At 63.9% G+C, this 22,512-nt stretch carries 28 protein-coding genes; 14 read left to right on the top strand and 14 right to left on the bottom strand.

The annotated features are described in order from the left end of the window. The first annotated feature begins 4 nt into the window (after positions 1–4). The 4 genes from AAE027_RS02790 to AAE027_RS02775 all read left to right on the top strand — a co-directional run bounded on the left by AAE027_RS02790 (position 5) and on the right by AAE027_RS02775 (position 2,911). The gene (locus AAE027_RS02790) at positions 5–412 is read left to right on the top strand and encodes a ribulose bisphosphate carboxylase small subunit (protein WP_091892515.1); all 408 of its coding nucleotides are present in this window, start codon (positions 5–7) and stop codon (positions 410–412) included. Between the two features lie 99 nt (positions 413–511). Continuing rightward, positions 512–1,444, top strand: a complete 933-nt coding sequence (gene cbbX / locus AAE027_RS02785; protein WP_370984907.1) for a CbbX protein — start codon at positions 512–514, stop codon at positions 1,442–1,444. Beyond that, positions 1,441–2,178, top strand: a complete 738-nt coding sequence (rpe, locus tag AAE027_RS02780) for a ribulose-phosphate 3-epimerase (RefSeq protein ID WP_370984908.1) — start codon at positions 1,441–1,443, stop codon at positions 2,176–2,178. Before cbbX ends, rpe begins: the two co-directional genes overlap by 4 nt. Positions 2,179–2,698: 520 nt before the next feature. Further along, positions 2,699–2,911, top strand: a complete 213-nt coding sequence (locus tag AAE027_RS02775; RefSeq protein ID WP_091892637.1) for a hypothetical protein — start codon at positions 2,699–2,701, stop codon at positions 2,909–2,911. Between the two features lie 18 nt (positions 2,912–2,929). Here AAE027_RS02775 and AAE027_RS02770 read toward each other — a convergent pair whose 3' ends face one another. Then, a complete protein-coding gene (locus AAE027_RS02770) occupies positions 2,930–3,766 on the bottom strand; it encodes a universal stress protein (protein ID WP_370984909.1) in 837 nt (278 codons plus the stop codon). Between the two features lie 209 nt (positions 3,767–3,975). On the opposite strand from AAE027_RS02770, the gene AAE027_RS02765 reads away from it, so the two are divergent. Next, the gene (locus tag AAE027_RS02765) at positions 3,976–5,517 is read left to right on the top strand and encodes a Do family serine endopeptidase (RefSeq protein WP_370984910.1); all 1,542 of its coding nucleotides are present in this window, start codon (positions 3,976–3,978) and stop codon (positions 5,515–5,517) included. A gap of 265 nt (positions 5,518–5,782) precedes the next feature. Then, positions 5,783–6,145: a hypothetical protein gene (locus AAE027_RS02760; RefSeq protein WP_370984911.1), complete on the top strand. Its 363-nt coding sequence runs from the start codon at positions 5,783–5,785 to the stop codon at positions 6,143–6,145. Between the two features lie 6 nt (positions 6,146–6,151). Here the strand turns inward: AAE027_RS02760 and AAE027_RS02755 are convergent, their stop codons facing one another. Together AAE027_RS02755 and AAE027_RS02750 are read right to left on the bottom strand one after the other, a co-directional pair. Then, positions 6,152–6,448 carry a DUF6496 domain-containing protein gene (locus tag AAE027_RS02755; RefSeq protein ID WP_128935347.1) on the bottom strand — a complete coding sequence of 99 codons (297 nt, stop codon included), beginning with the start codon at positions 6,446–6,448 and terminating at the stop codon, positions 6,152–6,154. 88 nt (positions 6,449–6,536) lie between these two features. After that, positions 6,537–6,731 carry a DUF3072 domain-containing protein gene (locus tag AAE027_RS02750; RefSeq protein ID WP_128935346.1) on the bottom strand — a complete coding sequence of 65 codons (195 nt, stop codon included), beginning with the start codon at positions 6,729–6,731 and terminating at the stop codon, positions 6,537–6,539. Between the two features lie 115 nt (positions 6,732–6,846). On the opposite strand from AAE027_RS02750, the gene AAE027_RS02745 reads away from it, so the two are divergent. The 3 genes from AAE027_RS02745 to AAE027_RS02735 are packed head-to-tail and all read left to right on the top strand — an operon-like array spanning position 6,847 to position 7,534. Further along, positions 6,847–7,068 (top strand): hypothetical protein, encoded by a 222-nt coding sequence (locus AAE027_RS02745; protein WP_370984912.1) that lies wholly within the window; start codon positions 6,847–6,849, stop codon positions 7,066–7,068. Positions 7,069–7,086: 18 nt separating this feature from the next. Continuing rightward, entirely contained in the window at positions 7,087–7,296 is a 210-nt protein-coding gene (locus tag AAE027_RS02740; protein WP_249760308.1) for a hypothetical protein, read from the top strand. Positions 7,297–7,330: 34 nt separating this feature from the next. After that, positions 7,331–7,534 carry a hypothetical protein gene (locus AAE027_RS02735; protein WP_370984913.1) on the top strand — a complete coding sequence of 68 codons (204 nt, stop codon included), beginning with the start codon at positions 7,331–7,333 and terminating at the stop codon, positions 7,532–7,534. A 210-nt stretch (positions 7,535–7,744) separates the two neighbouring features. On the opposite strand, the gene AAE027_RS02730 is transcribed toward AAE027_RS02735, so the two are convergent. Then, positions 7,745–7,987: a hypothetical protein gene (locus tag AAE027_RS02730; RefSeq protein WP_370984914.1), complete on the bottom strand. Its 243-nt coding sequence runs from the start codon at positions 7,985–7,987 to the stop codon at positions 7,745–7,747. A 94-nt stretch (positions 7,988–8,081) separates the two neighbouring features. Continuing rightward, positions 8,082–8,339, bottom strand: a complete 258-nt coding sequence (locus AAE027_RS02725) for a hypothetical protein (protein ID WP_091892489.1) — start codon at positions 8,337–8,339, stop codon at positions 8,082–8,084. Between the two features lie 140 nt (positions 8,340–8,479). Between AAE027_RS02725 and AAE027_RS02720 the strand changes: the two genes are divergently transcribed. Then, positions 8,480–8,701, top strand: a complete 222-nt coding sequence (locus AAE027_RS02720) for a hypothetical protein (protein ID WP_370984915.1) — start codon at positions 8,480–8,482, stop codon at positions 8,699–8,701. Between the two features lie 97 nt (positions 8,702–8,798). Here the strand turns inward: AAE027_RS02720 and AAE027_RS02715 are convergent, their stop codons facing one another. From AAE027_RS02715 to AAE027_RS02705, 3 genes are all read right to left on the bottom strand, one after another. Beyond that, positions 8,799–10,289 (bottom strand): HWE histidine kinase domain-containing protein, encoded by a 1,491-nt coding sequence (locus AAE027_RS02715; protein WP_370984916.1) that lies wholly within the window; start codon positions 10,287–10,289, stop codon positions 8,799–8,801. A gap of 13 nt (positions 10,290–10,302) precedes the next feature. Further along, positions 10,303–16,599, bottom strand: coding sequence for a HAMP domain-containing protein (locus AAE027_RS02710; protein WP_370984917.1), 6,297 nt, complete (start codon positions 16,597–16,599; stop codon positions 10,303–10,305). Between the two features lie 554 nt (positions 16,600–17,153). Then, positions 17,154–17,666 (bottom strand): DUF4142 domain-containing protein, encoded by a 513-nt coding sequence (locus AAE027_RS02705; RefSeq protein ID WP_370984918.1) that lies wholly within the window; start codon positions 17,664–17,666, stop codon positions 17,154–17,156. Positions 17,667–17,759: 93 nt separating this feature from the next. Here AAE027_RS02705 and AAE027_RS02700 point away from each other — a divergent pair, with 93 nt between their 5' ends. The 3 genes from AAE027_RS02700 (at position 17,760) to AAE027_RS02690 (ending at position 18,481) form a co-directional block, all read left to right on the top strand. Then, a complete protein-coding gene (locus AAE027_RS02700; protein ID WP_091892476.1) occupies positions 17,760–17,954 on the top strand; it encodes a hypothetical protein in 195 nt (64 codons plus the stop codon). A gap of 112 nt (positions 17,955–18,066) precedes the next feature. Further along, complete coding sequence (locus tag AAE027_RS02695; RefSeq protein WP_370984919.1) at positions 18,067–18,198, top strand: hypothetical protein; 132 nt, start codon at positions 18,067–18,069, stop codon at positions 18,196–18,198. Positions 18,199–18,277: 79 nt separating this feature from the next. Further along, complete coding sequence (locus AAE027_RS02690) at positions 18,278–18,481, top strand: hypothetical protein (protein WP_128935339.1); 204 nt, start codon at positions 18,278–18,280, stop codon at positions 18,479–18,481. 142 nt (positions 18,482–18,623) lie between these two features. Here AAE027_RS02690 and AAE027_RS02685 read toward each other — a convergent pair whose 3' ends face one another. After that, on the bottom strand, positions 18,624–18,872 hold the full coding sequence (locus AAE027_RS02685; protein ID WP_091892472.1) for a hypothetical protein: 249 nt from the start codon (positions 18,870–18,872) through the stop codon (positions 18,624–18,626). Between the two features lie 175 nt (positions 18,873–19,047). On the opposite strand from AAE027_RS02685, the gene AAE027_RS02680 reads away from it, so the two are divergent. After that, positions 19,048–19,197, top strand: a complete 150-nt coding sequence (locus AAE027_RS02680; protein ID WP_370984920.1) for a hypothetical protein — start codon at positions 19,048–19,050, stop codon at positions 19,195–19,197. 148 nt (positions 19,198–19,345) lie between these two features. On the opposite strand, the gene AAE027_RS02675 is transcribed toward AAE027_RS02680, so the two are convergent. The 5 genes from AAE027_RS02675 to AAE027_RS02655 form a co-directional block, all read right to left on the bottom strand. Beyond that, entirely contained in the window at positions 19,346–19,831 is a 486-nt protein-coding gene (locus tag AAE027_RS02675; RefSeq protein ID WP_370984921.1) for a hypothetical protein, read from the bottom strand. Further along, complete coding sequence (locus AAE027_RS02670) at positions 19,831–20,178, bottom strand: DUF3147 family protein (protein WP_091892467.1); 348 nt, start codon at positions 20,176–20,178, stop codon at positions 19,831–19,833. Before AAE027_RS02670 ends, AAE027_RS02675 begins: the two co-directional genes overlap by 1 nt. 2 nt (positions 20,179–20,180) lie before the next feature. Continuing rightward, positions 20,181–20,762 (bottom strand): phosphatase PAP2 family protein, encoded by a 582-nt coding sequence (locus AAE027_RS02665; protein WP_370984922.1) that lies wholly within the window; start codon positions 20,760–20,762, stop codon positions 20,181–20,183. A gap of 99 nt (positions 20,763–20,861) precedes the next feature. Further along, positions 20,862–21,752 carry an SDR family oxidoreductase gene (locus AAE027_RS02660; protein ID WP_370984923.1) on the bottom strand — a complete coding sequence of 297 codons (891 nt, stop codon included), beginning with the start codon at positions 21,750–21,752 and terminating at the stop codon, positions 20,862–20,864. Between the two features lie 205 nt (positions 21,753–21,957). Beyond that, a complete protein-coding gene (locus tag AAE027_RS02655; RefSeq protein WP_370984924.1) occupies positions 21,958–22,509 on the bottom strand; it encodes a DUF4142 domain-containing protein in 552 nt (183 codons plus the stop codon). Positions 22,510–22,512 lie beyond the last annotated feature (3 nt).

The raw sequence follows: 22,512 nt of genomic DNA, 5'->3' as shown, positions 1-22,512 counted from the left end.
TCACATGAAACTGACCCAGGGCTGCTTTTCATACCTGCCTGATCTGACCGATGACCAGATCTACAGCCAGGTGCAGTACTGCCTCGCCAAAGGCTGGGCTGTGAACATCGAGTTCACCGACGATCCGCATCCCCGCAACACTTATTGGGAGATGTGGGGCCTGCCGATGTTCGATCTCCAGGATGCTGCCGGCGTGATGATGGAGCTCGCCGAGTGCCGCAGGGTGTATGGCGACCGCTACATCCGCATCAGCGGCTTCGATTCCAGCCACGGCTGGGAATCGGTGCGCATCTCCTTCCTCGTCAACCGGCCGAAGCAGGAAGCGGAGCTCGAGCTGGTGCGGCAGGAGGTGGGCGGCCGCGCAATCCGTTACACCACCGTGCGCCGACCGGCCGCGCACGCGTCAACTTAAGGCATCCGCTTCCGCGCGGAGCTCTCCCTGCTCCGCATCCATGGCGGACCACTGCTTCGCCGCTCCCCCCGCGGCGAAGCCCTTTTCTTCGAGGTGCCGATGCTCGATGTGCCCCACGCAACGACGACTGAACACAGCGAGACCAGTTTCGATCTCCGCAAGGAGGCCGAAGCGGCCGGGATCACCGACACGCTGCAACAGCTTGAGCAGGAACTGGTCGGATTGAAGCCGGTGAAGAACCGCGTGCGCCAGATCGCCTCGCTGCTGTTGATCGAGCGCATTCGGCAGCGCGCGGGATTGGCCTCCGCGCCGCCGACGCTGCACATGTCGTTCACCGGCAATCCCGGCACCGGCAAGACCACGGTAGCGCTGCGCATGGCCAAGATCCTGCACGGCCTCGGCTTCGTGCGGCGAGGGCAGGTGATTTCGGTCACGCGCGACGATCTCGTCGGCCAGTATATCGGCCATACCGCCCCGAAGACCAAGGAGATATTGAAGAAGGCGATGGGCGGCGTGCTGTTCATCGACGAGGCCTATTATCTCCACCGGCCCGACAACGAGCGCGACTACGGCCAGGAGGCGATCGAGATTCTGCTCCAGGTGATGGAGAACCAGCGCGAAGATCTGGTCGTGATCCTCGCCGGCTATGGCGAGCGGATGACGAGCTTCTTCGCCTCCAATCCCGGTTTCCGTTCGCGCATCGCGCACCACATCGAATTTCCGGACTATGCCGAAGCCGAGCTGCTCGTCATCGCCGAACTGATGCTGAAGGAGCGCGGCTATCGCTTCTCGGCAGCGGCGCGCGAGGCGTTCGAAAAATACATCGCGCTCCGCCGGACCCAGCCGTTCTTCTCCAATGCGCGCTCGATCCGCAACGCCGTCGACCGCATTCGCTTGCGGCAGGCCGATCGCCTGGTGTCCGATCTCGATCGCATGCTCGACGTCGCCGACCTCGAAACCATCGATCCCATGGACGTCCTGGCGAGCCGCGTCTTCAGCGGCGGCGCCGACTCGCGGAGTACAAAATCATGACGAGAGAGATGATCATTGCTCCTTCGATCCTGGCCGCGGATTTCGCGCGTCTCGGCGAAGAGATCGCGGCGATCGATACGGCCGGGGCCGACTGGATCCATTGCGACGTCATGGACGGACACTTTGTGCCGAACATCAGCTTTGGCGCGGACGTCATCAAGGCAATCCGGCCGCTGACGAAGAAAGTCTTCGACGTGCATCTCATGATCGCGCCTGCTGATCCTTACCTCGAGGCGTTCGCGAAGGCCGGTGCGGACGTCATCACGGTGCACGCCGAAGCCGGCCCGCATCTCGACCGTTCGCTTCAGGCGATCCGAGCGCTCGGCAGGAAAGCCGGCGTTAGCCTGTGTCCCGCGACGCCGGAGGGCGCGATCGAGTATGTGCTCGATCGCCTCGACCTCGTGCTGGTGATGACGGTCAATCCCGGCTTCGGCGGCCAGTCCTTTCTCGACTCCCAGCTGGCGAAGATCGCACGGATCAAGGCCATGATCGGCGACCGGCCGATCCGGCTCGAGGTCGATGGCGGTATCACGCGCGACAATGCCGCTGCCGTGGCTGCAGCGGGCGCCGATACGCTCGTGGCGGGGTCCGCCGTGTTTCGCGGCAAGAGCGCCGCCGAATACGCATCCAATATTGCGGCCATTCGCACCGCCGCCGAGGCTGGCCGGGTTCCAAAGACGAAAGATAATGCCGCGCGGCCGCTGCGCGTCGGAGAAAGTGCGCGCATCCGGTAGACTACGGAGAGCATCACCAGGCGATTGCGCCGAGGTATCGATCGCTTCATAGCGCGCATTTTTCTCCGGGGTCCTACGGAGAATCCAGCGCGAATCGGCAACACCCTTCATGCCAGGGTAACCAAGAGCGCCGAAGCACGCGTTCGATTAATGCGCCGCGCTACAATCTGTGGTTTAATAACTGCAGCGTAGATGCACATTCAATATCTCCATTGGAATACTGCCCATGGCTGGCGCGGAGCTGATCCCCGCTCAGCTCGTGCTCTAATTCGGCAGCCGTGAGGAGCTATCTCGATCTCGTCGGCGTGACCGTCGAGCGTCGCCTCTATGCCTAGCCCTTGATGGGTGCGGCGGGAATTCAGAGCGAGAGTCCGCTTCGACTGGAACTTTGGCTTCCTTGGGCATTTGCTAGAACTAGCTGAAGTCGGCGCCGCGGCGGGCGCAGCAAAACTTTTGCATGACCGCCATCGGCCTGACGCAAATCCGGGCAATAAGCCCTGTGAATGCGAGGGAGGGTCTCATGGAGAACGTACGTCGCTACCGGGCGCTGGCGTCCCTCTGTCGTCAGCAGGCCGCCTACCGGCCGCTCCAGAACTGGGAGCTCCTCGGCCAGGCCGAACATTTCGAATATCTCGCGGAAGTCGAGCTCAAGGCGCATTTCGACGCGTGCAATGCACAAGGCGGCGAGGACGTCGCTGAAGCCGTCGCATTGAAGACACCTGCCGCGGCGTAGCGGGCGGGCCGGCTCGGCTCAGTGCGACATCAGCGTCGGAACCGTCATGGCCTCCAGCATGGCGCGGGTGACGCCGCCGAGAAAACGCTCCTGCAATCGCGAATGGCCGTAGCCGCCCATCACCAGGAGATCGAGGCTCTCATCGGCCGCCAGAGACAGGATCGTGGGCTGGATGTCGGCGCGCGTGGCCGACAGGCCGACCGTACGGGTCGAGAGCCCGCGCCGGCTGAGATGTCTTGCCAGATTGGTCGCTGAAGCTTCGCCGCAGGCTACATCGGCTTCGTTGATCGTGATGATCACGATTGCCTCGGCGCGGGCCAGGAACGGGGCTGCGTCGCGCATTGCGCGGGCAGCGAGGGGGCTGCCGTCCCAGCAGATGCCGATCCGGTTCGCCTTGAAGGTCCCGCGGAAGGTGTACGGCAGGAACAGCACCGGGCCGCCCGCCTGGAACAGGATCTCGCCAGGCATGTCATTGTCGAACGAGCCTTGCGTCGGATCGGGCTGGAGCACGATGCTGAGGTCGTGCAGTCGCGCCATCTCGCCGAGCGTGCCAGCTCCGTCCATCGGGATCGCGCCGAGCGGGTGGCAGGCGTAGGAGATGCCCGCGTTCACCGCTTCGCTCCTGAATATTGCGAGCGCGGCCTCGGCCCGCTCCATCGCGCGCTCGCGTTCCAGCTCGAATACGGCCGCCACGGCGGCGCCACCCTCCATGACGGAAGCCGCACTGGTTGCGATATAGCCGACCGCGACTGCGTCGAGATGGGCGTTGAGGTGTGCCGCGAGCGAGATCGAGCCATCGATCGCGGGACGTATCGGACGCTCGGTCGGGATGTGGACGAGAATGTCTTTGTACATGGCGCGCCTCCGATGAACATCATCCGGTGACGCAGTTTTTCACTGCACGAAGGACCTGCGTTGAGCTGCATCAATGTGCAGCGACGAGCTCGCCGCGGGGCCCGGTCCCAATCCTTTTGCCAAGATTTAATCGCCTGGACGGGACGCCGTAAGGTGGCAACGCCCATGTTACGCGCAAGGCGACACCTGCTCAACATGGACATTTCGACATGAACGATCGCGTCAATTCCGACACCCCCACGTCCCGCAAGATCTTGAGGCCGCGCAGGCTCGCGCTGCTCGGCACCGCAGCCGCGCTTGGCGCGGCGGTGCTGGCGGCTGCTCCCGGTGCTTCGCCATTCGGCTTGACCTCCTTCGTCGCGCCGGCCCAGGCCGCCGAAAAGGCTGCGACCCCGCCGGGCTTCGGCGATCTCGTGGCCAAGGTCAAACCCGCCGTCATCTCGGTGCGGGTCAGAATCGACCAGGACAGCGACAAGAGCGCGATGCTGCAACAGAACCGGATGGATTCGGACGAAGACTCGCCGTTCGACCAGTTCTCGCGACAGTTCGGCTTCCGCTTCCCCGATGGCATGAACGGCATGCCGCGTCAGCGCCACCAGATGATCACGGGCGAGGGCTCGGGCTTCTTCATCTCCGCCGACGGCTATGCCGTGACCAACAACCACGTCGTCGATCACGCCGAGTCCGTGCAGGTGACCATGGATGACGGCACGACCTACACAGCGAAGGTCGTCGGCACCGATCCGAAAACCGATCTCGCGCTGATCAAGGTCGACGGCAAAAAGGATTTTCCGTTCGTCAAATTCTCCGACCAGAAGCCGCGCATCGGCGATTGGGTGGTTGCGGTCGGCAATCCCTTCGGGCTCGGCGGCACCGTCACCGCCGGCATCGTCTCGGCCAGCGGCCGTGACATCGGCAATGGTCCTTATGACGACTTCATCCAGATCGACGCGCCGATCAACAAGGGCAATTCCGGCGGTCCGGCTTTCGACATGAGCGGCAACGTGATCGGCGTGAACACCGCGATCTTCTCGCCCTCCGGCGGTTCGGTCGGCATCGGCTTCGACATTCCGGCCACGACCGCAAAACTGGTGGTGGCGCAGTTGAAGGACAAGGGCGCGGTCACCCGCGGCTGGCTCGGCGTGCAGGTGCAGCCGGTGACGTCGGATATTGCCGACAGCCTCGGACTGAAGCAGGCGCGCGGCGCGATCGTCGACAATCCGCAACCCGACAGCCCGGCGGCGAAGGCCGGCATCGAGGCGGGCGACGTCATCACCGCCGTCAACGGCACGGCAGTCAAGGATTCCCGCGATCTCGCCCGCACCATCGCCACCCTGGCGCCCGGCAGCTCAGTCAAGCTCGACGTCTTCCACAACGGCGAGAGCAAGACGGTGACGCTGGCGCTCGGCGAACTGCCGAACGAACGGCAGGCTCAGGGCAAGGCTTATGACGGCAAGGTGCAGCCGGGCGCCGGCACGCCGCGCCTCGGGCTCGGTCTGGCTCCGGCCGGCGATGTGCAGGGCGCCGGCCAGAAGGGTGTCGTCGTCACCGAGGTTGATCCGGAAGGGCCGGCCGCGCAGCGCGGCATCAAGACCGGTGACGTCATCCTCAATGTCGGCGGCAAGGCTGTCAGCAATGTCGGCGACGTGCGCTCGGAGCTGGCGCAGGCCAAATCGTCCGGCAAGCGCAGCGTGCTGTTGCAGGTCAGAAGCGCGGATGCCACCCGGTTCGTCGCGGTGCCACTCGCGTAAGGCGAACCTCGATCGGTACAATTCAAAAAGGCGGCCCTCGGGCCGCCTTTCGCATTCGCACCCACAAGTCACCCGATAACATTCTCGTTAACGGCAGGGAGGGTGACCCGGTTCGTCCGAAAAAGCCGTGTTCGGCCATCACACTTTCTGGTCGGGCATCTGCTCGGCGGCAACGCAGCCGCGGAGTGGGCTCGCGAGCGTGGAACCTTCGAACCTCCGGCCGCTTTGTGGAACTGGCCGCTGGTTCACATTGATCGGTGCCGACATGGATCGATTGAAGCTCTCGCTGATGAGTACGCTGCTCGTGGCGTGGTTCGTGCTGCCGGCTGGAAACGCCCTCGGGCGCGACGATGGCCGCTATGCGAACTCGCCCCTGAAGCCATGGTTCGACAGTCTGCGCAGCCACCTCGGTCCGTGCTGCTCGGATGCGGACGGCTTTGCCGTCTCCGATCCCGATTGGGAATCGCACAACGGGCATTACCGCGTTCGGCTGGACGGGCAATGGGTCGAGGTGCCAGATGAAGCCGTGATCACCGAGCCGAACCGCGCCGGCCGCACCATGGTGTGGCCGGTGAAAACTGCGTTCGGGATTTCGATCCGCTGCTTCATGCCGGGCAGCATGATCTGACTGAGGTCAGCGCGACCGCTTGCTGGATTTGCGCTTCGACGATTTCTTGGAAGATTTCTTGGAAGATTTCCTGGACGTCTTCTTCTTGGACGTCTTCCGCTTGGAGGCCTTCTTCGGGACCTTCTTGCCCTTCTTGCGGGCCTTCGACAGCCCGATCGCGATAGCCTGCTTGCGGCTCTTCACGCGTCCGCCGCGACCGCCACGTCCGCTCTTCGCGGTACCTTTCTTGTAACGCCGCATCTCGCTTTCGACATCGCTGCCGGAGCTGCGTGAGTAGCGGCGCTTCTTTGCCTTGCGTGCCATGCCTGTTCTCCCTTGGCGGAGGGAGAACCATTCGACACTGGCATGGTTCCGACAGCAGGCCTGCAATGTTCCGGGCGGTGAAGGCAGCTCAGAACGAATTCGCCAACTCGATTTCCGCCTCCAGCACCTGAATGCGCCGCGCAGCCTCGGCAGAGGACAGATCTCGCGCATATTGCGCCGGCTGATAGGCCTCTTCGCTCAGCCGCTTCAACCTCAATCCCTGCGCCCGTGTCATCTGCTCGCCAAGGAAAACCCTGGCGTCGTATTTGGCCTGGACCTGCATGTCGCTCCTCCGTCCTTGAAATCTGGCTTGACTATATGTTCTTATTTTGTTCTAACAAGCCATGGACAACAGAATTAATGAAATTCGGCGTAAAATCAGCGCCTTGAGGCTGGAAATGGCCGATGTCGAGGCGTCTGTGCGCGCTCTCGTCAACGGCGATTGCGACTGCACCGAACAAGCTCTGGCGCAGATCAATCTGCGCCGGAAGATCAACCTGCTCATCGACGAATGGAAGTCGGCCGGGGGCGGCGATGTCCTGCCCGACGTCCGCGACCGGATGCGTCTTCGCTCCGTGAAGAATGTCGACAAGCCGGCGCGCGTGTTGGCCCGCCGCTGAGACATTGGGGGCCGCGCGGTGGAGGAAGACCCGGACAACTACCGGATCCTGAAATTGCGCGCCGAGATTCTCGAACTGGGCTCCGCCATCCGGCAATTGCAGCGCGAGGGCCTCGACGACGCTGCGGCCCAACTCCTGATCGCGCGCAAGCGGGCGCAGCTCGAGCATCTCGTTAAGACGAATTCCGCGGCAAGCTGTCTTAACATCACTGACATCCGACGCAGCTAAGGCGTGCGCGCAAGCGACATGCTGGAGATTGTCGATGCCGTCGGACGCCGAACTGGCCGCCTTGCTGCGGGCGGTGCTGGACGAGGTCTGCGTCAACGTTCCCTCATCCGACGTGGTGACACGCCGCCGCATTGCCGCGAAACTGCGCGAGGCCTTGCGCGCCGATCGCTATTCCCTGGACGAGTTGAAGCAGGCCGGTCGCGATGCGCTGGTCAGCGTGCCGACCATGTGGCGCTAGAGCATGATCCGGACCCGAAGAGCCGCGTTTGCGCAAAATGTGCAGCGGTCTTCCGATAAGATCATGCTCAAAAAAATAACCTAAAGCGCAATGACGATTCATCCAAATCTCATCGCGCTTTGGAGCGCGACGGGGACAGGATGAATCGTCGTCGTCCTCGAGTGAAGAGCCCCGCGCTGAACGCGGGACTCTCACCTTGCCGGGCAGAGCTCACTTGGTGTTGCTCATGCCGCCCTTGTTCGTCATCGTGCCGCCCTGGTCGGAGCCGGGGCCAGAGCCGCCCTGACCGGAGGGATCGGCACCCTTGGAGGACTTGGTATTCGCGCCCGTGGTCTGCGACGACGACATCGAGGATCCATGTTTGGCCTTGTGCGACTTCGCCTGCACGGCGAACGGTGCGGCGGCGAGGCCGGTTGCCAACATTGCGGTGAGGACGAACTTGACTGTCTTCATATGGGGGAACTCCCTGGGTTAAATTGACGCAGGCGGCCAACGGCCGTTCCTCGCAGGAGTTCCCAACAAAGCTTCTCCACGCGTCGCGCACGCTTCAAGATTGCTTGTTCTCTTCGAGGATGAACACGATGCCAGTGAGCGTCGCGCCGATCGCGAAGGTCGTCACCAGCGTGAGAGCGAAGACAATAGCGGCTTGGCTTCCGCCATGGCTCAGCAGGTTGGCGACGGCTGGATTGGTCAGAATGAGTGCGAGGCTGAAGGCGAGGCCGAGGGCTGCCCCCATCATCGCATGTGTCATCAGCTTGATAAGGCCGGTGGGAGAGATCAGGTTCGACGACTTTTTCGCGCGCATGGAACTATGTCCCGATCTGGCAGGCAAACGCGCGCGATCGTCATTGGTTCCATCAGGATGAAGGAATTGTCATCGCCAGCTTCATCCGACGTTCATGCCCGGCTTGCGAAGATGAGCGCCATCAACACGGGAATATCGATATGGGCAAGGTAGTCTTTCTGTACCGCTCGTTGGCCTATCGCAACGCGGCCGCGGACATCCTGCGCAAGGCGCGCAAGCTCCCGCGCGGTGCCGAACGAAGCGCGGCTCGCCGCTGTGCGAAGGCGCTACGTGATCTCGCTCGAACGGAGGCTTGGCTCGAAGGACGCGTCGCGCGCGATCCACGGACGGAGCAGCGCATGACGAGCGCGGCGTCCGGCTAGAGCTTTCCGTTCTGATTGAATCGAAGCAATAGCTCTCGATTCTTGGCTTGACGCGTTTTCTTGACGCGAACCGGTCACCACTTCGCTGGAAAACGCTCTAACCCGATGCGCGCTGCAATTCGGCCGCGGCGGCGGCATCGAATTTGCCGGGTGCCGTCGTCGCCACCGGCTTGCGTGTCAACGGCACCTGCAGGCGGCACAACAAGCCCTCGGCGCGCCAATCGAATTGCGCCTGTCCGCCAAGCTGGGACTCGACGCTTGCAAGCAGACTCCGCGTGCCGAAGCCGCGGGATTTCGGCGTCCTGACCAGCGGGCCGCCGGATTCCTCCCAGGTCAGTGTGAGGCGGTCGTCCTCGGTCTGCCAACCGATCATGAGCCGACCGGATCGCGTCGACAGTGCGCCATACTTGGCCGAATTGGTGAAGAGCTCGTGCAGCGCCAGCGCCAGCGTCTGGGCGGTCGCCGGCAGCAACTGAACCTCGGGCCCGGCAAGCTTGATCTGGCCGCCTAGCGAATAGGGCGCAAGCTCCTCGTCGATCAGCTTGGAGAGTTCGGCGCCCTGCCAGCTCGACAGCGACAGGATGGTGTGGACGCGCGCGAGCGCATTGATGCGCCCCTCGACGGCATTGACATAGGCCTTGACCTCGTCGGCGCGGGTGAGGCGCACGATCGATTGCGCCAGCGCCAGCGCATTCTTGGCGCGATGATCGACTTCCCGCGCGAGGAGATTCTGCCGCTCCTCGGCACGCTTGCGTTCGGTGATGTCGACGGTGACGCCGCTGACACGAACCACGCGACCACTCTCGTCAACCGTTGCCGCCGCGGTGCCGACGCACCAGCGCACATCACCGTCGGGCCGCACAATGCGGAATTCCGTTTCGTAGGCGCGTGCGCCCTTGTTGAACTCGGCGATCGCCTTGCGCAACTGATCGACGTCGTCGGTATGCAACAGCGCCTGAACGTTGGCCGGGTTGACCTCGAAGCTCTCTGGGCTGACCCCAAAGATGCGATATTGCCCCTCGTCCCACATCCAGTCGCCGGTGATCCAGTCCCAATCCCAGGAGCCCATCTTGCCGGCGGCGATCGCCATGCTGCGCCGCTGCTCGCTTTCGCGAAGCTTGGCGGTGGAATTTTCCAGCTCGGCGGTGCGTGCGCGGACGCGGTCCTCGAGCTCCTGGTTCAGTCGTTCGAGCTCGCGGGTCTTGCGATAGAGCTCGGAGAACACCTTGATCTTGGCGCGCAGCACCTCCGGCACGACGGGCACCGGAACGTAGTCGACCGCGCCCATCTCGTAGCCGCGCAACCGGTCGATATCGCTCACCTGAATGGCCGAGATGAAGATCATTGCGGTCTTCTGGAAGCGCGGATGCTCGCGGATCATCGCGGCGAGCTCGAAGCCGTCGAGCTCGGGCATGCAGACGTCGACCAGGATGACCGCGATCTCGGTCTTGAGCAGAACCTCCAGCGCCTCGCGTCCAGACGAGGCGATCACGAGGTTCTCGCCGAGATCCTTCAGGATCACCTCATAGGCCAGCAGCTTGGCTGGCTGGTCGTCGACGAGCAGGATGTTGACCTTCTCTTGGTCCATTCGCGGATCCAACTCAGCGGTGCAGCCACATGCGGATCGCAAGCAGCAATTGATCGGTGTTGACGGGTTTGGCGAGGTAGTCGGACGCGCCGGCTTCCAGGCATTTTTCACGGTCGCCCTTCATCGCCTTGGCGGTCAGCGCGATGATCGGTAGCCGCGCGAAGCCCGGGTTCTCGCGGATCACACCCATGGTCTGATAGCCATCCATCTGCGGCATCATGATGTCCATCAGCACGATGGCGATTTCCGGATTGGATTCGACCAGCGCGACCGCCTCGCTGCCGGTCGTGGCCGTCAGCACCTTCATGCCGCGCCGTTCCAGCACGCTCGACAGCGCGAAGATGTTCCGGGCGTCGTCGTCGACGAGCAGGGCCGTCTTGCCGATCAGGTCCTCGTCGGAACTGTTCAGCTTCTCCAACATGCGCTGCTTCTCGATCGGTAGTTCCGTGATGACACGGTGCAGGAACAGCGCGGTCTCGTCGAGCAGGCGCTCCGGCGATTCCACCCCCTTGACCACGATGCTGCGCGCCATGGTGTGGAGTTCCGCATCCTCTTCCGCCGAAAGCTCGCGGCCGGTGAACACCACGACCGGGACGTTCGACAGCGCCTCGTCGTTGCGGATCTCGTCGAGCACCTCGAAGCCGCTCATGTCGGGCAGCCGCAGGTCGAGCACCACGCAATCGCACGGGGATTGACGCAGTGTCGAGAGCGCGCCGGCACCGGTATCCGTCGTCACGATCTCGATGTCGTCGTGATGCAGCAGCTCGCGGATCGAGAGTTGCTCGGCCTCGTTGTCCTCGACGATCAGGAGTCGCTTGCGCCGCGGCCGCGCATATTCCTTGATCTGCGTCAGCGCGGCGGAGACGCCTTCCGTCGTCGTCGGCTTGTTGACGAAGGAGAACGCACCGCGCGCCAACGCGTGCTGGCGGTCCTCGTCGAGCGTGATGATCTGCACGGGAATATGGCGGGTCAGAGGATTGTGCTTGAGTTGGCTCAGCACGGTCCAGCCCAGCATGTCCGGCAGGAACACATCGAGAGAGACGGCCGTCGGCTGGTACTGCTTGGCGAGCTCCAGCGCTTCGGCGCCGCGGGCCGCAACCAGGACCTTGAAGCCCTTGTCGCGGGCAAGATCGACGAGCACGCGCGCATAGTGCGGATCGTCTTCCACAATGAGGAGGATGGTGTCGCCGGGCTCGAGGTTGAGCCGGTCGTCGGGAAGCTGCTCGATGACGCGCTGTTGGTCGGGCGTAGCCGGCTGCAGCGCCGGCGGCTGGCTGTACTGCTGTGGCGCAGGCGCCGCGCGCGGCGCGAGCGTCGGACCGGAATATTTCAACGGCAGGTAAAGCGTGAACGACGAGCCCTTGCCCGGCGAGCTGCGCAGGTGGATTTCGCCGCCGAGCAGGCTTGCGAGCTCGCGGCTGATCGCAAGCCCGAGGCCCGTGCCGCCATATTTGCGGCTGGTGCCGGCGTCCGCCTGCTGGAACGCCTCGAAGATCAGTTTCTGCTTCTCCAGGGGAATGCCGATGCCGGTATCGGTCACTTCGAACGCGATCACGGCCGGCGCGGAGTTCAGCACCGGGTGATCCGTCCCCCAGCCGCCGACCGCGCCGGCGACCTTCAGCCGCACCTCGCCTTCGGCGGTGAACTTGAAGGCGTTGGAGAGCAGGTTCTTCAGCACCTGTTGCAGGCGCTTGGAATCGGTGACGATGCTGCGCGGAAGGTTCGGATCGATGTCGATCTTGAACGCCAGATTGCGGTTGTCCGCCTCGTGCCGGAACGGCCGGCCGACGGTCTCGAGCAGGTTCGCGGTCAGGATTTCCTCGGCGTCGACCGTCACCGTGCCGGACTCGATCTTGGAGAGATCGAGAATGTCGCTGATGAGATTGAGCAGGTCGGTGCCGGCGCCGTGGATGGTGCGGGCGAATTCGACCTGCTTGGCCGAGAGGTTGCCGTCCGGATTGTCGGTGAGCTGCTGTCCGAGGATCAGGATCGAATTCAGCGGCGTGCGCAGCTCGTGGCTCATATTGGCGAGGAATTCGGACTTGTATTTCGAGGTCAGTGCGAGCTCGGTGGCCTTTTCCTCCAGCGCACGGCGGGCCTGCTCGATTTCCTGGTTCTTGCGCTCGACCTCGACGTTGCGCTCGGCTAGCTGCTGCGCCTTCTGTTCGAGCTGGTCGTTGGTCTGCTGCAATTCGCGCTGCTGGGTCTGGAGCTCGCCGGCGAGCTGCTGCGACTGCTTGAGCAGGCCTTCGGTCTGCATCGTCGCTTCGATCGAGTTGAGCACGATGCCGATGGAGTCGGTGAGCTGCTCCAGGAACGTCATCTGCGACGTCGTGAACGATATCAGCGAAGCAAGCTCGATCACGGCCTTGACCTGGCCCTCGAACAGCACCGGCAGCACCACGAGGTTCTTCGGCGCGACGCGGAGCAGTGCCGAGTTGATCGGCACCACGTCGGATGGAATATCGGCGACCAGGCGCGGCCGCTTGTCGAGGGCGCACTGGCCGATCAGGCCTTCGCCGAACTGAAGCACGCGCTGATAGGGATAGATGCCGTCGCTGGCGTAGGACGCCAGCAGCAGGAGCTGGGAATTGTCCTCGTTCTCGACCTGGTAGATCACACCGGTATGCGCGTTCACCAGCGGCGACAATTCGGTGAGCAGCAGCCGCCCGACGGTCGTGAGATCGCGCTGGCCCTGGAGCATGTTGGTGAATTTCGCGAGGTTGGTCTTCAGCCAGTCCTGCTCCGTGTTCACGTCCGTCGTCAGACGGAGATTCGTGATCATCGTGTTGATGTTGTCTTTCAGCTCCGAGACCTCGCCGCGGGCATCGACCTGGATCGACCGCGTCAGGTCGCCTTTGGTCACGGCGGTCGCGACTTCCGCGATCGCGCGCACCTGCGAGGTCAGGTTGGCCGCCAGCAGGTTGACGTTGCCGGTGAGGTCCTTCCAGGTGCCGGCGGCGCCGGGCACGTTGGCCTGGCCGCCGAGGCGGCCCTCGACGCCGACCTCGCGCGCCACCGACGTCACCTGATCGGCGAAGGTCGCGAGCGTCTCGGTCATGTTGTTGATGGTATCGGCGAGGGCCGCGACCTCGCCGCGCGATTTCATCGTCAGGTTCTGCTTGAGGTCGCCGTTGGCGACCGCAGTCACGACCTTGACGATGCCGCGCACCTGCTCGGTCAGGTTCGCGGCCATGAGGTTCACGGTATCGGTGAGGTCCTTCCAGGTGCCGGCAACGCCGGGCACCTGCGCCTGTCCGCCGAGCTTGCCTTCTGTGCCGACCTCGCGCGCCACGCGCGTGACCTCGCCGGCGAAGGCGTTGAGCTGGTCCACCATGGTGTTGATGGTGTTCTTCAGCTCGAGGATTTCGCCCTTCACGTCGACGGTGATCTTGCGCGAGAGGTCGCCGCGCGCGACCGCCGTGGTGACCTCGGCGATGTTGCGGACCTGCGTGGTGAGGTTCGCGGCGAGCAGGTTGACGTTGTCGGTGAGGTCCTTCCAGGTGCCGCCGACGCCGGGCACGACAGCCTGGCCGCCGAGCCGGCCCTCGGTGCCGACCTCGCGCGCCACGCGCGTGACTTCGGCGGCGAAGGAGCGGAGCTGCTCGACCATGGTGTTCAGGGTGTCCTTCAAGAGAAGGATTTCGCCGCGCACGTCCACCGTGATCTTCTTCGAGAGGTCGCCGCCGGCGATCGCGGTCGCGACCTCGGCGATGTTGCGGACCTGGGCCGTCAGGTTGGAGGCCATGAAGTTGACGTTGTCGGTGAGGTCTTTCCAGGTGCCGGCGACGCCGGGCACTTCGGCCTGACCGCCGAGCTTGCCTTCGGTGCCGACCTCGCGGGCGACGCGCGTGACTTCGCCGGCAAAGCCATTGAGCTGGTCCACCATGGTGTTGATGGTGTTCTTCAGCTCGAGGATTTCGCCCTTCACGTCCACCGTGATCTTGCGGGACAAGTCGCCACGCGCGACGGCGGTGGTGACTTCAGCGATGTTGCGGACCTGGGCGGTGAGGTTGCCCGCCATCGAGTTCACGCTGTCGGTGAGATCCTTCCAGGTGCCGGCGACGCCGGGCACGTTGGCTTGACCACTGAGGCGGCCTTCGGTGCCGACCTCGCGCGCGACGCGCGTCACCTCGCCCGCAAAGCGGTTGAGCTGGTCGACCATCGTGTTCAGGGTGTCCTTGAGCTGGAGGATCTCGCCGCGCACGTCGACGGTGATCTTGCGCGAGAGGTCGCCGCCGGCGATCGCGGTCGCGACCTCGGCGATGTTGCGCACCTGGGCGGTCAAATTGCCCGCCATCGAGTTCACGGAATCGGTCAGATCCTTCCAGGTGCCGGCGACGCCGGGCACGCCGGCCTGGCCGCCGAGCTTGCCGTCGGTGCCGACCTCGCGCGCCACGCGCGTCACCTCGCCGGCGAAGGCGTTGAGCTGGTCCACCATGGTATTGAGCGTTTCCTTCAATTGAAGGATTTCGCCCGATACGTTCACCGTGATCTTCTTCGACAAATCGCCCTTCGCCACCGCGGTCGCGACTTCGGCGATGTTGCGGACCTGTCCGGTCAGGTTCGAGGCCATCGAATTGACGCTGTCGGTGAGGTCCTTCCAGGTGCCGCCGACGCCGCGCACGACGGCCTGGCCGCCCAGCTTGCCTTCGGTGCCGACCTCGCGCGCGACGCGCGTGACTTCACCGGCGAAGGCGTTGAGCTGGTCCACCATGGTGTTGATGGTGTCCTTCAGCTCCAGGATCTCGCCGCGCACGTCCACGGTGATCTTCTTCGACAGGTCGCCGCCGGCGACCGCCGTCGTCACCTCCGCGATGTTGCGGACCTGCGCGGTCAGGTTCGAGGCCATCGAGTTGACGCTCTCGGTCAGGTCCTTCCAGGTGCCGGCGACGCCGAGCACGTTGGCCTGACCGCCGAGCCGCCCCTCGGTGCCGACCTCGCGGGCGACGCGCGTCACTTCGCCGGCGAAGGCGTTGAGCTGGTCGACCATGGTGTTGAGCGTCTCCTTCAGCTGAAGGATCTCGCCCGAGACGTTGACGGTGATCTTTTTCGAGAGGTCGCCGCTCGCGATCGCAGTGGCGACGTCGGCGATGTTGCGGACCTGCGCGGTCAGGTTCGACGCCATGAAGTTGACGTTGTCGGTGAGGTCCTTCCAGGTGCCGGCGACGCCGGGCACCTGGGCCTGGCCGCCGAGCTTGCCTTCGGTGCCGACCTCGCGCGCCACGCGCGTCACTTCCGAAGCGAACGAGTTGAGCTGGTCCACCATGGTGTTGATGGTGTCCTTCAGCTCCAGAATCTCGCCGCGCACGTCCACGGTGATCTTGCGCGAGAGGTCGCCGCGCGCCACGGCGGTGGTCACGTTGGCGATGTTGCGCACCTGTGCGGTCAGGTTGCCGCACATCGCGTTGACGCTGTCGGTGAGGTCCTTCCAGGTGCCGGCGACGCCGGGCACGATCGCCTGGCCGCCGAGCTTGCCGTCGGTGCCGACCTCGCGCGCCACGCGCGTCACTTCGGAGGCGAAGGAGCGGAGCTGGTCGACCATCGTGTTGATGGCTTCCTTGAGCTGGAGGATCTCGCCGCGGACGTCGACGGTGATCTTCTTCGACAGGTCGCCATTGGCGACCGCGATCGTCACCTCGGCGATGTTGCGAACCTGGTTGGTCAGGTTGTTCGCCATCGAGTTGACGCTCTCGGTGAGGTCCTTCCAGACGCCGGTCACCTCAGGCACCTGGGCCTGGCCGCCGAGCTTGCCTTCGGTGCCGACCTCGCGCGCCACGCGCGTCACCTCGGAGGTGAACACGCCGAGCTGCTTGATCATGGTGTTGACGATGGTCGCCGATTGCAAAAACTCGCCGCGCAGGGGGCGGCCGTCGACGTCGAGCTTGACGGTCTGGAGCAGGTCGCCTTGCGCCACCGCGGCGACTGCACGCGTCACTTCGCGGGTCGGCCACAACAGGTCGTCGATCAGCGTGTTGACGGACCCTTCCATGTCGGCCCAGGAGCCCGAAGCGAGGCCGAACTTCACGCGCTGGCGGGTCTTGCCCTCGCGGCCCACCACCTGGCCGACCAGCTCGAGCTGCTGCGCCATGCGCTGGTTGGCGGCGATGATTTCGTTAAAAGTGTCGGCGATCTTGCCGTCGATGCCGAGATAGTCGCCACTCATCCGCACGGAGAAATCGCCGCTACGCATTGCCTGCAAGGCGAGCAGCAATTCCGCCCGGGAATCCTGCTCCGACGTACCGTTGGGTTTTGGCTTTGGGACGCGACGACCGGAGCGTGATGCAGTGCCGGGATCGAGGTCGCTCATACTGATTCCCCCGCAGGCGTCGGCCGAATCCCAGGCAAGACGCGTTTGGTCAAAATAGAGCGTCAGCCAAATTCGAAATCAAGCGCCAAGGTTGCGGCGCAGGGAAATGGAACCTGCTTTGCTCAGCCCGGTTCTACCAACCGCAAACGATCGGAGTGGTTCCACGCAAGTTCCAAAGAATTTGGCCGCGGCGGCTCCCAATAGATCGGCGCCTCGCGGACCACACCTTGCGGAACGCAGCGGCAGCCCTGCGGTTAGCCCGCAAAGACAGGGAGAGCGCAGATGAAAGCTGGATTGCCGGAGCAGCCTTCGCACAAGGCGGGGCGCCCAGTGGCCGGGGGGCCGTGACCGGTGATCCCGCCGCGAGCTCGGCCACGCCTCGCGCGGATCCGTCCACCACGGGAGCGGCGACCCGATCGAACCCGAGCGGCAGCGGCACCTAGACCTCGGGCGGCAAGGATGACAATGGCGATGCAGGCCGGGACAGAATGCCTGAGAGCGACCTGACCGTGCGGCCGCAGAGTCAGCAGCATCATCCGAATGACAAGTAAAGGCTACTTGTCCGCCATGGTGCGCTCGGCAGCCTTGACCTGTGCCCGCAGCATCGGAAGCTGCTCGCGCGCGAACGCTGCAAGCGCAGCATTGTCGGGCGCCTTCAGGTAGCGTTCAAGCAAGTTGATAGCCGCGTCGTATTCGGGAATCTGCGAGGCATAAAAGCTTCTGACGTAAGTCGGTCCGTCCGAAATTTCGGGTTCGACGAGGCTCGCGCTTGCCGACGTCGCCTTGTTGACGTGCGGCTCCGCACCAATCGTCTCTTGAATTCGTTTCAGCGCCTTGTCGCGCTTGGCCGCTTCTTCGGCCCGCAGCGCGGCGAGATTCTTGACCTCCGTGTTGCCCTTCAGGTCAGTGCTCTCCAGCAGACCTTGTTGGAAGCGACTGAAGGCGTAGAGGCCGCTGATGACGTCGGTTGCGCTCGGCGTGCGGTCGCCAAGGTCTCGCTCGCCAGTGCTGTCGGCAGGTGCCGCGGTGCTGATGAACACCAGGACTATGGCGACGAGAACTCGCATCGATATCAATGACGGATGACGTGCAAAGTTCCCCGAACGTTACGATCCGGTAAGGGCATTGCGACCCGAGAGTTCCGTCCCCACGTCTTCCGCATGAAACAGTCTGACATTTTCAGAGATAACGCCGACAACTGCCTTCAGCTCGCCGAGCGCGCGGAAGGGAAACCCGCTTACAGGCGCTATTCGCGCATGGCGGACGCCTGGACGGCGCTTGCGACGGAACAGGATTGGCTCGATGGAGAAATCCCGCCCGTGACGATCCATATCCCTCAAAAACAGGACAGATAGTCGTCCTCGCGAAGCCGTGTGTGAGACCGCGCACGGAATGCAAGAGACCAATCCAGGATCATCCGTGAACAGTCGATCGCGTTGATTTTCGATTCCAGAAGGAGGTTTCGTAATGACTCCACGTCTGGCTCTTCTTTCACTGATCCTCGCTTTTGGCGTTTCGGTCGCCTTCGCGACGGTAACGACGGTGCGGCAGGTGCATCTGGAAAATACATCGGCTGCGGTCCACGCGGCGCACAGCTAGCGTCGGGTGCTCTCGTCCGGAACAATCGACGTGCCAGCGCGTAACCGCTGCGAAACATCAAGAGAGGCGAGAGCAGATCATGGCCCATTCCGATCACGGCATCGTCAAGGACAAGCGGGCGGAGGAGCAGCCGCGTGACAAGCGGCGTGCGCAGTCCGTGCACAAGACGGATCCCAAAGGTTCGCCCTCGCGGGAGGCGACACGCGATCCCAAGCTGAGCGATGATAGTAAGACGCCAGGCTCCGGCGCGATGCCGGACGGTTCGAGCGACGCTACGGGTTAGCGCTTTACGAGGAACGAATTCCCGCGCGAAGAGTCGACGGATTGCTTCCGGTTGTCATGCCCCCGGTGCGCCGGAAGCAATCTCCAAGGACGGCCCTGGCACCCCCGTGCCGGGGTCGTTTGTTTGTGGAGCGTCCTATGGGTTAGTTCTCGGTCCCGCCGTCGGGATCGCCCTGAGTATGTCCGTCAGGTCCGCGGCCAAATACGCCGAAGCTGCTCGACTTCACGCCGGCTGCCGCATCGACGCCCACGGCGGCGAGCCCGAACTTGAGGAGTTCGCGGACAGCTGCCGCCCGTGTCGGCATGCGATGCTTGAACCGGAAATCATCGATGGCGGCCAATTCTTCTGGCGACAGCATAACCTGAAGGCGCTCGGCGCGAAGGTCATTCATGGTCGAACACGCAAATTGAGCAAGTTGAGTATTTTACTCAATCGACGAATTTGGCGGGAGTTCCACAAGAGTCGAAATAATCACCAAATGAGTAAGAATAGCAAATAAAATCAATAAGTTAATATTGAAACCAGTCGTGCGCTGGCGCATTTCCCCCTGCGAAGGGAGAGAGGCGATGACAGACGACGTCAAGTTGCCCCGCAAGCTTTCCGAAGAGGCAGAAGCATCGAACCCCAGCCATCAGAAGGTGATCGAGGAGGTGGAGCGCTGGGTGAACAGCCCAGGCCTGCAGCCACCAAGGACGGAAAATGCGAAGACGCTCTGAACCACACACATTTGAGCAACGGCTCGAGGCGCAGAGGGTGCGGCTCGAGCGCGAGATGGCGAGGCTGCCGGACGGGCAGCAACGCGATTGCGTTGTTGCGCGTCTCGAACAGCTCCAGACTGCCGCCGAGATGTACGATTTCCTGATGCTACGGCAAGAAACTCCAGCCCCTCGCTGATCGCGCCCCGCGTTCGGGCTGCCGGCGGCCCGAGGTGACGCGAAGCTTCCGCCTCAGCCACCATGCCGACACGGACACCATGGCCCAGGCCAGGATGGCGGCGGCGAATGCCCCGGTGATGCTCGCCGACACCACGACGTAGAAGACCGCTGCGAATGCTGCGAGGCCAATACTTCCGAGGCCGGCGCCCGCCGCGTCCAACGCTGCGGCCTCCCGCCCGCGTCTTCGCCCGCTGAGGCCGGCTTTTTCCTTGGCGCGGCGTTCATGGCGCTCGATCAGAGTCGCGCTGGCACAGAAGATGGCGGGCAGCGCGAGAAAGAGTCCGCCGATGGCAACGCCAAAATGGCTGCCGATCAGGCCTGCCGCTACCGTCGCGAGGCCGCCCAGCACGAAGCGCACCGCGTATTCATACCAATGCGTCTGCTTCAGCGCGGATGATGACAGCTTGACCAGCATCAGGCGGCGCCTCCGAACCCGGCTAGCAAGCCGAAGGCGACCACGAGCCAAACCGCAAATGCGAGGATGGTGGCCGGCAGCGTGGCGAGACGAAATCGCATCAGGAGGTGGCAGACGGCGAGGCTGTAGCAGCCGAGGGCGACCGCGCCGTAGATCATGGTCCAGCTGTCGGCCGCGGCATATTGCGGCCCATGCTGAACGACGGCGATGCCAAGCGTGGCGAGTGCGACCGACGGCGCCGCGCCGAGAAGCCCGGCAAAACTCTTCGGCCGCAGCATGTCGCCGACGATCGCGAACACGGAGACGATCAGGCCGCCGGCGACGAAGCGCACGAGATATTCCGTCATGGTCATCCCCGCGAGGCTGGAGGCCGCTGCTGCCGTGACTTTGCCAGTGTGAACGGCCTGAATAATCGCTCGACGACGATGCCAAGGGTGAAGCCTGCCACCACGTCGCTGGCCCAATGTGCGAGCACCACGACGCGCGTCAACGACAGAGCCACGGCAAGGCAGCGCACCAAGCGGCGCGGGACCGGCGGCAACAGGCCGGCGGCCGAGGCGAGGGCGCCCATGTGCACGGCGTGACCTGAGGGAAACGCATCGCGCGGGCGCCCCGAATAGGGAATCCCGCGCCGGTGGCCGCTAACCGTCAGCCGGTCCGGCCTCGTCTGATCGAACAGGGATTTCAGAGCATGCGGCAGCACCGCCGTCGCCAGCGATACCACCAGCAAGTGATCGGCGATGCGACGCTTCTGCGGTTGCTGCAGTCGGGTGTAGAGCCATCCCGCCGTGGCGAGCGCGACGAGCACGTGCTCGTCGGCACCCCAGGTCAATGTCTGGGCGACATGCTCGAGCCCCGAAGTGGTGTTGTGCGCGATCTCGTTCGCGATCGCCGCGTCGATCCGGGTGGGTTTGATTGCTACGAGCGCCATCGATCCGCCGGCGAGAAGTCCTCCATGTCAGTTTTGTAAAACTCGGAGACAAAGAATGTTCCTGTTTCAATCGCGTGGTATCAGCCGGCCGCGCCGCGACTATGGCTGTCCGGCTCCGCCGGCGGAGCCATACACTTGCCCAGTCGCATAGCTTGCGTCAGCCGCTGCAAGCTGCACGTAGATCGATGCCAGCTCGACCGGCTGGCCGGGACGACCGAGCGGTGTCATGCCGCCGAACTTTTCCAGCTTCTCCATCGTGGCGCCGCCGGAGACCTGGAGCGGCGTCCAGATCGGTCCGGGCGCGACGCCATTGACGCGGATGCCCTTGGAGGCGAGCTGCTTGGCCAGCGACTTCACATAGTTCATCGTCGCCGCCTTGGTCTGCGCATAATCATAGAGATCCGGCGAGGGATCGTAAGCCTGCTCGGAGGTCGTGCCGATGATGCAGGAGCCCGGTTTGAGATGCGGCAGCGCTGCCTTGATGATCCAGAACGGCGCGTAGACGTTCGTCTTCATGGTCGCGTCGAAATCCTCCGACGAGACGTCGAGGATGGAGGCGCGCGTCTGCTGCCGCGCTGCGTTGTTGACGATGATGTCGAGCCCACCGAGGCCTTGCGCGGCCTGCTCGACCAGCTGCTTGCAGAAGGCCTCGTCGTTGAGGTCGCCGGGGATCGCGAGCCCGGTGCGCCCTTCCTTCCTGATCAGCGCGATCACTTCCTGCGCATCGGGCTCTTCCGCCGGCAGATAGTTGATGGCGACATCGGCGCCTTCGCGCGCATAGGCGATCGCGGCGGCGCGGCCCATGCCGGAATCGCCGCCGGTGATCAATGCCTTGCGGCCAGCGAGCCGGCCGGAGCCCTTGTAGCTGGTCTCGCCATGATCCGGCCGCGGCTCCATCTTGCCGGCAAGGCCCGGCCAGGGCTGCGGCTGCTTCTTGAACGGCGGCTTCGGATAGCGGCTGACGGGATTGATCAGGTCGTGCTCGGCCATGGACGTATCTCCTTTCGCTGTCGAGGAGGCCAGCGAAGCCGCCGCGAACGTTGAGCTCGCGGCGTGGACCACTGCCGGCGGGATATCGAGGTCTTGTCTTGCTGCGCCATGAGGATCTCCGCGATTCTGCGATCCAACGTGCGGAGAAGGGCATCGTTGCTAAGACGAGGAGGACGCCGGCGGAGTCGGCGTCCTCGGTCGAGACCTACTTGGACTGACCGACGCTCGGCGCCTTACCGAGCTCCTTGGCCATGTCGAGATGGTGCTTGAGCGCCGGCAGCGTCTTGCCGGCCCAATCCTTCAGGGCGGCATTGTCGCCGCCCTTGGCATAGCGATCGAACAGGGAGACGGCGTCCTCATGGGCGCTGACCTGGTAGGAATTGTAGTCCGAGCTGAAGTCCTTGCCGGTCGCACTCTTGAGCTTGTCGAGCTTGCTTTGGTGCGAGCGGTCGAGCGCCGTCGGCAGCGTCGCCTGCACCTTGCCGTTGCCGACCAGTCCCTTCAGCTCGCCGCTGGTCTTGGTGTGATCGGACACCATCTGCTGGGCGAAGGATTTCTCCTGCGCATTGCCCTTCTGCTCGGCGAGCTTGCTCGACCCGATCTCGAACATGTCGCTGATGGCGACCTCCTTGACGAAGTCGGCGGTCGTTGGCGCGACGCCGAGCGCCGAATTGACGCCGGTCTTCTCGCCCAGCGATTGGGCCAATGCGGGGCCTGCCAGAAGCGCACAAGCAACGGCGACGATGGTTCGCTTCATGGT

The organism is Bradyrhizobium sp. DN3 (assembly GCF_041357655.1).
Classification (GTDB): domain Bacteria; phylum Pseudomonadota; class Alphaproteobacteria; order Rhizobiales; family Xanthobacteraceae; genus Bradyrhizobium.
The sequence above is the reverse complement of the archived record's forward strand: the minus strand, read 5'-3'. Positions and strand labels throughout refer to the sequence as shown.

What these genes read in the sequence shown, in the direction of transcription:
- AAE027_RS02675 (WP_370984921.1), bottom strand. Translation starts at nt 19,831, where the DNA reads ATGCTGGTCAAGCTGTCATCATCCGCGCTGAAGCAGACGCATTGGTAT.
- AAE027_RS02715 (WP_370984916.1), bottom strand. Translation starts at nt 10,289, where the DNA reads ATGGACCAAGAGAAGGTCAACATCCTGCTCGTCGACGACCAGCCAGCC.
- AAE027_RS02670 (WP_091892467.1), bottom strand. Translation starts at nt 20,178, where the DNA reads ATGACGGAATATCTCGTGCGCTTCGTCGCCGGCGGCCTGATCGTCTCC.
- AAE027_RS02680 (WP_370984920.1), top strand. Translation starts at nt 19,048, where the DNA reads ATGACAGACGACGTCAAGTTGCCCCGCAAGCTTTCCGAAGAGGCAGAA.
- AAE027_RS02655 (WP_370984924.1), bottom strand. Translation starts at nt 22,509, where the DNA reads ATGAAGCGAACCATCGTCGCCGTTGCTTGTGCGCTTCTGGCAGGCCCC.
- AAE027_RS02710 (WP_370984917.1), bottom strand. Translation starts at nt 16,599, where the DNA reads ATGAGCGACCTCGATCCCGGCACTGCATCACGCTCCGGTCGTCGCGTC.
- AAE027_RS02720 (WP_370984915.1), top strand. Translation starts at nt 8,480, where the DNA reads ATGGGCAAGGTAGTCTTTCTGTACCGCTCGTTGGCCTATCGCAACGCG.
- AAE027_RS02750 (WP_128935346.1), bottom strand. Translation starts at nt 6,731, where the DNA reads ATGCAGGTCCAGGCCAAATACGACGCCAGGGTTTTCCTTGGCGAGCAG.
- AAE027_RS02725 (WP_091892489.1), bottom strand. Translation starts at nt 8,339, where the DNA reads ATGCGCGCGAAAAAGTCGTCGAACCTGATCTCTCCCACCGGCCTTATC.
- AAE027_RS02660 (WP_370984923.1), bottom strand. Translation starts at nt 21,752, where the DNA reads ATGGCCGAGCACGACCTGATCAATCCCGTCAGCCGCTATCCGAAGCCG.
- AAE027_RS02700 (WP_091892476.1), top strand. Translation starts at nt 17,760, where the DNA reads ATGAAACAGTCTGACATTTTCAGAGATAACGCCGACAACTGCCTTCAG.
- AAE027_RS02695 (WP_370984919.1), top strand. Translation starts at nt 18,067, where the DNA reads ATGACTCCACGTCTGGCTCTTCTTTCACTGATCCTCGCTTTTGGCGTT.
- AAE027_RS02685 (WP_091892472.1), bottom strand. Translation starts at nt 18,872, where the DNA reads ATGAATGACCTTCGCGCCGAGCGCCTTCAGGTTATGCTGTCGCCAGAA.
- AAE027_RS02765 (WP_370984910.1), top strand. Translation starts at nt 3,976, where the DNA reads ATGAACGATCGCGTCAATTCCGACACCCCCACGTCCCGCAAGATCTTG.
- AAE027_RS02730 (WP_370984914.1), bottom strand. Translation starts at nt 7,987, where the DNA reads ATGAAGACAGTCAAGTTCGTCCTCACCGCAATGTTGGCAACCGGCCTC.
- AAE027_RS02745 (WP_370984912.1), top strand. Translation starts at nt 6,847, where the DNA reads ATGGCCGATGTCGAGGCGTCTGTGCGCGCTCTCGTCAACGGCGATTGC.
- rpe (WP_370984908.1), top strand. Translation starts at nt 1,441, where the DNA reads ATGACGAGAGAGATGATCATTGCTCCTTCGATCCTGGCCGCGGATTTC.
- AAE027_RS02705 (WP_370984918.1), bottom strand. Translation starts at nt 17,666, where the DNA reads ATGCGAGTTCTCGTCGCCATAGTCCTGGTGTTCATCAGCACCGCGGCA.
- AAE027_RS02775 (WP_091892637.1), top strand. Translation starts at nt 2,699, where the DNA reads ATGGAGAACGTACGTCGCTACCGGGCGCTGGCGTCCCTCTGTCGTCAG.
- AAE027_RS02735 (WP_370984913.1), top strand. Translation starts at nt 7,331, where the DNA reads ATGCCGTCGGACGCCGAACTGGCCGCCTTGCTGCGGGCGGTGCTGGAC.
- cbbX (WP_370984907.1), top strand. Translation starts at nt 512, where the DNA reads ATGCTCGATGTGCCCCACGCAACGACGACTGAACACAGCGAGACCAGT.
- AAE027_RS02755 (WP_128935347.1), bottom strand. Translation starts at nt 6,448, where the DNA reads ATGGCACGCAAGGCAAAGAAGCGCCGCTACTCACGCAGCTCCGGCAGC.
- AAE027_RS02760 (WP_370984911.1), top strand. Translation starts at nt 5,783, where the DNA reads ATGGATCGATTGAAGCTCTCGCTGATGAGTACGCTGCTCGTGGCGTGG.
- AAE027_RS02690 (WP_128935339.1), top strand. Translation starts at nt 18,278, where the DNA reads ATGGCCCATTCCGATCACGGCATCGTCAAGGACAAGCGGGCGGAGGAG.
- AAE027_RS02665 (WP_370984922.1), bottom strand. Translation starts at nt 20,762, where the DNA reads ATGGCGCTCGTAGCAATCAAACCCACCCGGATCGACGCGGCGATCGCG.
- AAE027_RS02790 (WP_091892515.1), top strand. Translation starts at nt 5, where the DNA reads ATGAAACTGACCCAGGGCTGCTTTTCATACCTGCCTGATCTGACCGAT.
- AAE027_RS02770 (WP_370984909.1), bottom strand. Translation starts at nt 3,766, where the DNA reads ATGTACAAAGACATTCTCGTCCACATCCCGACCGAGCGTCCGATACGT.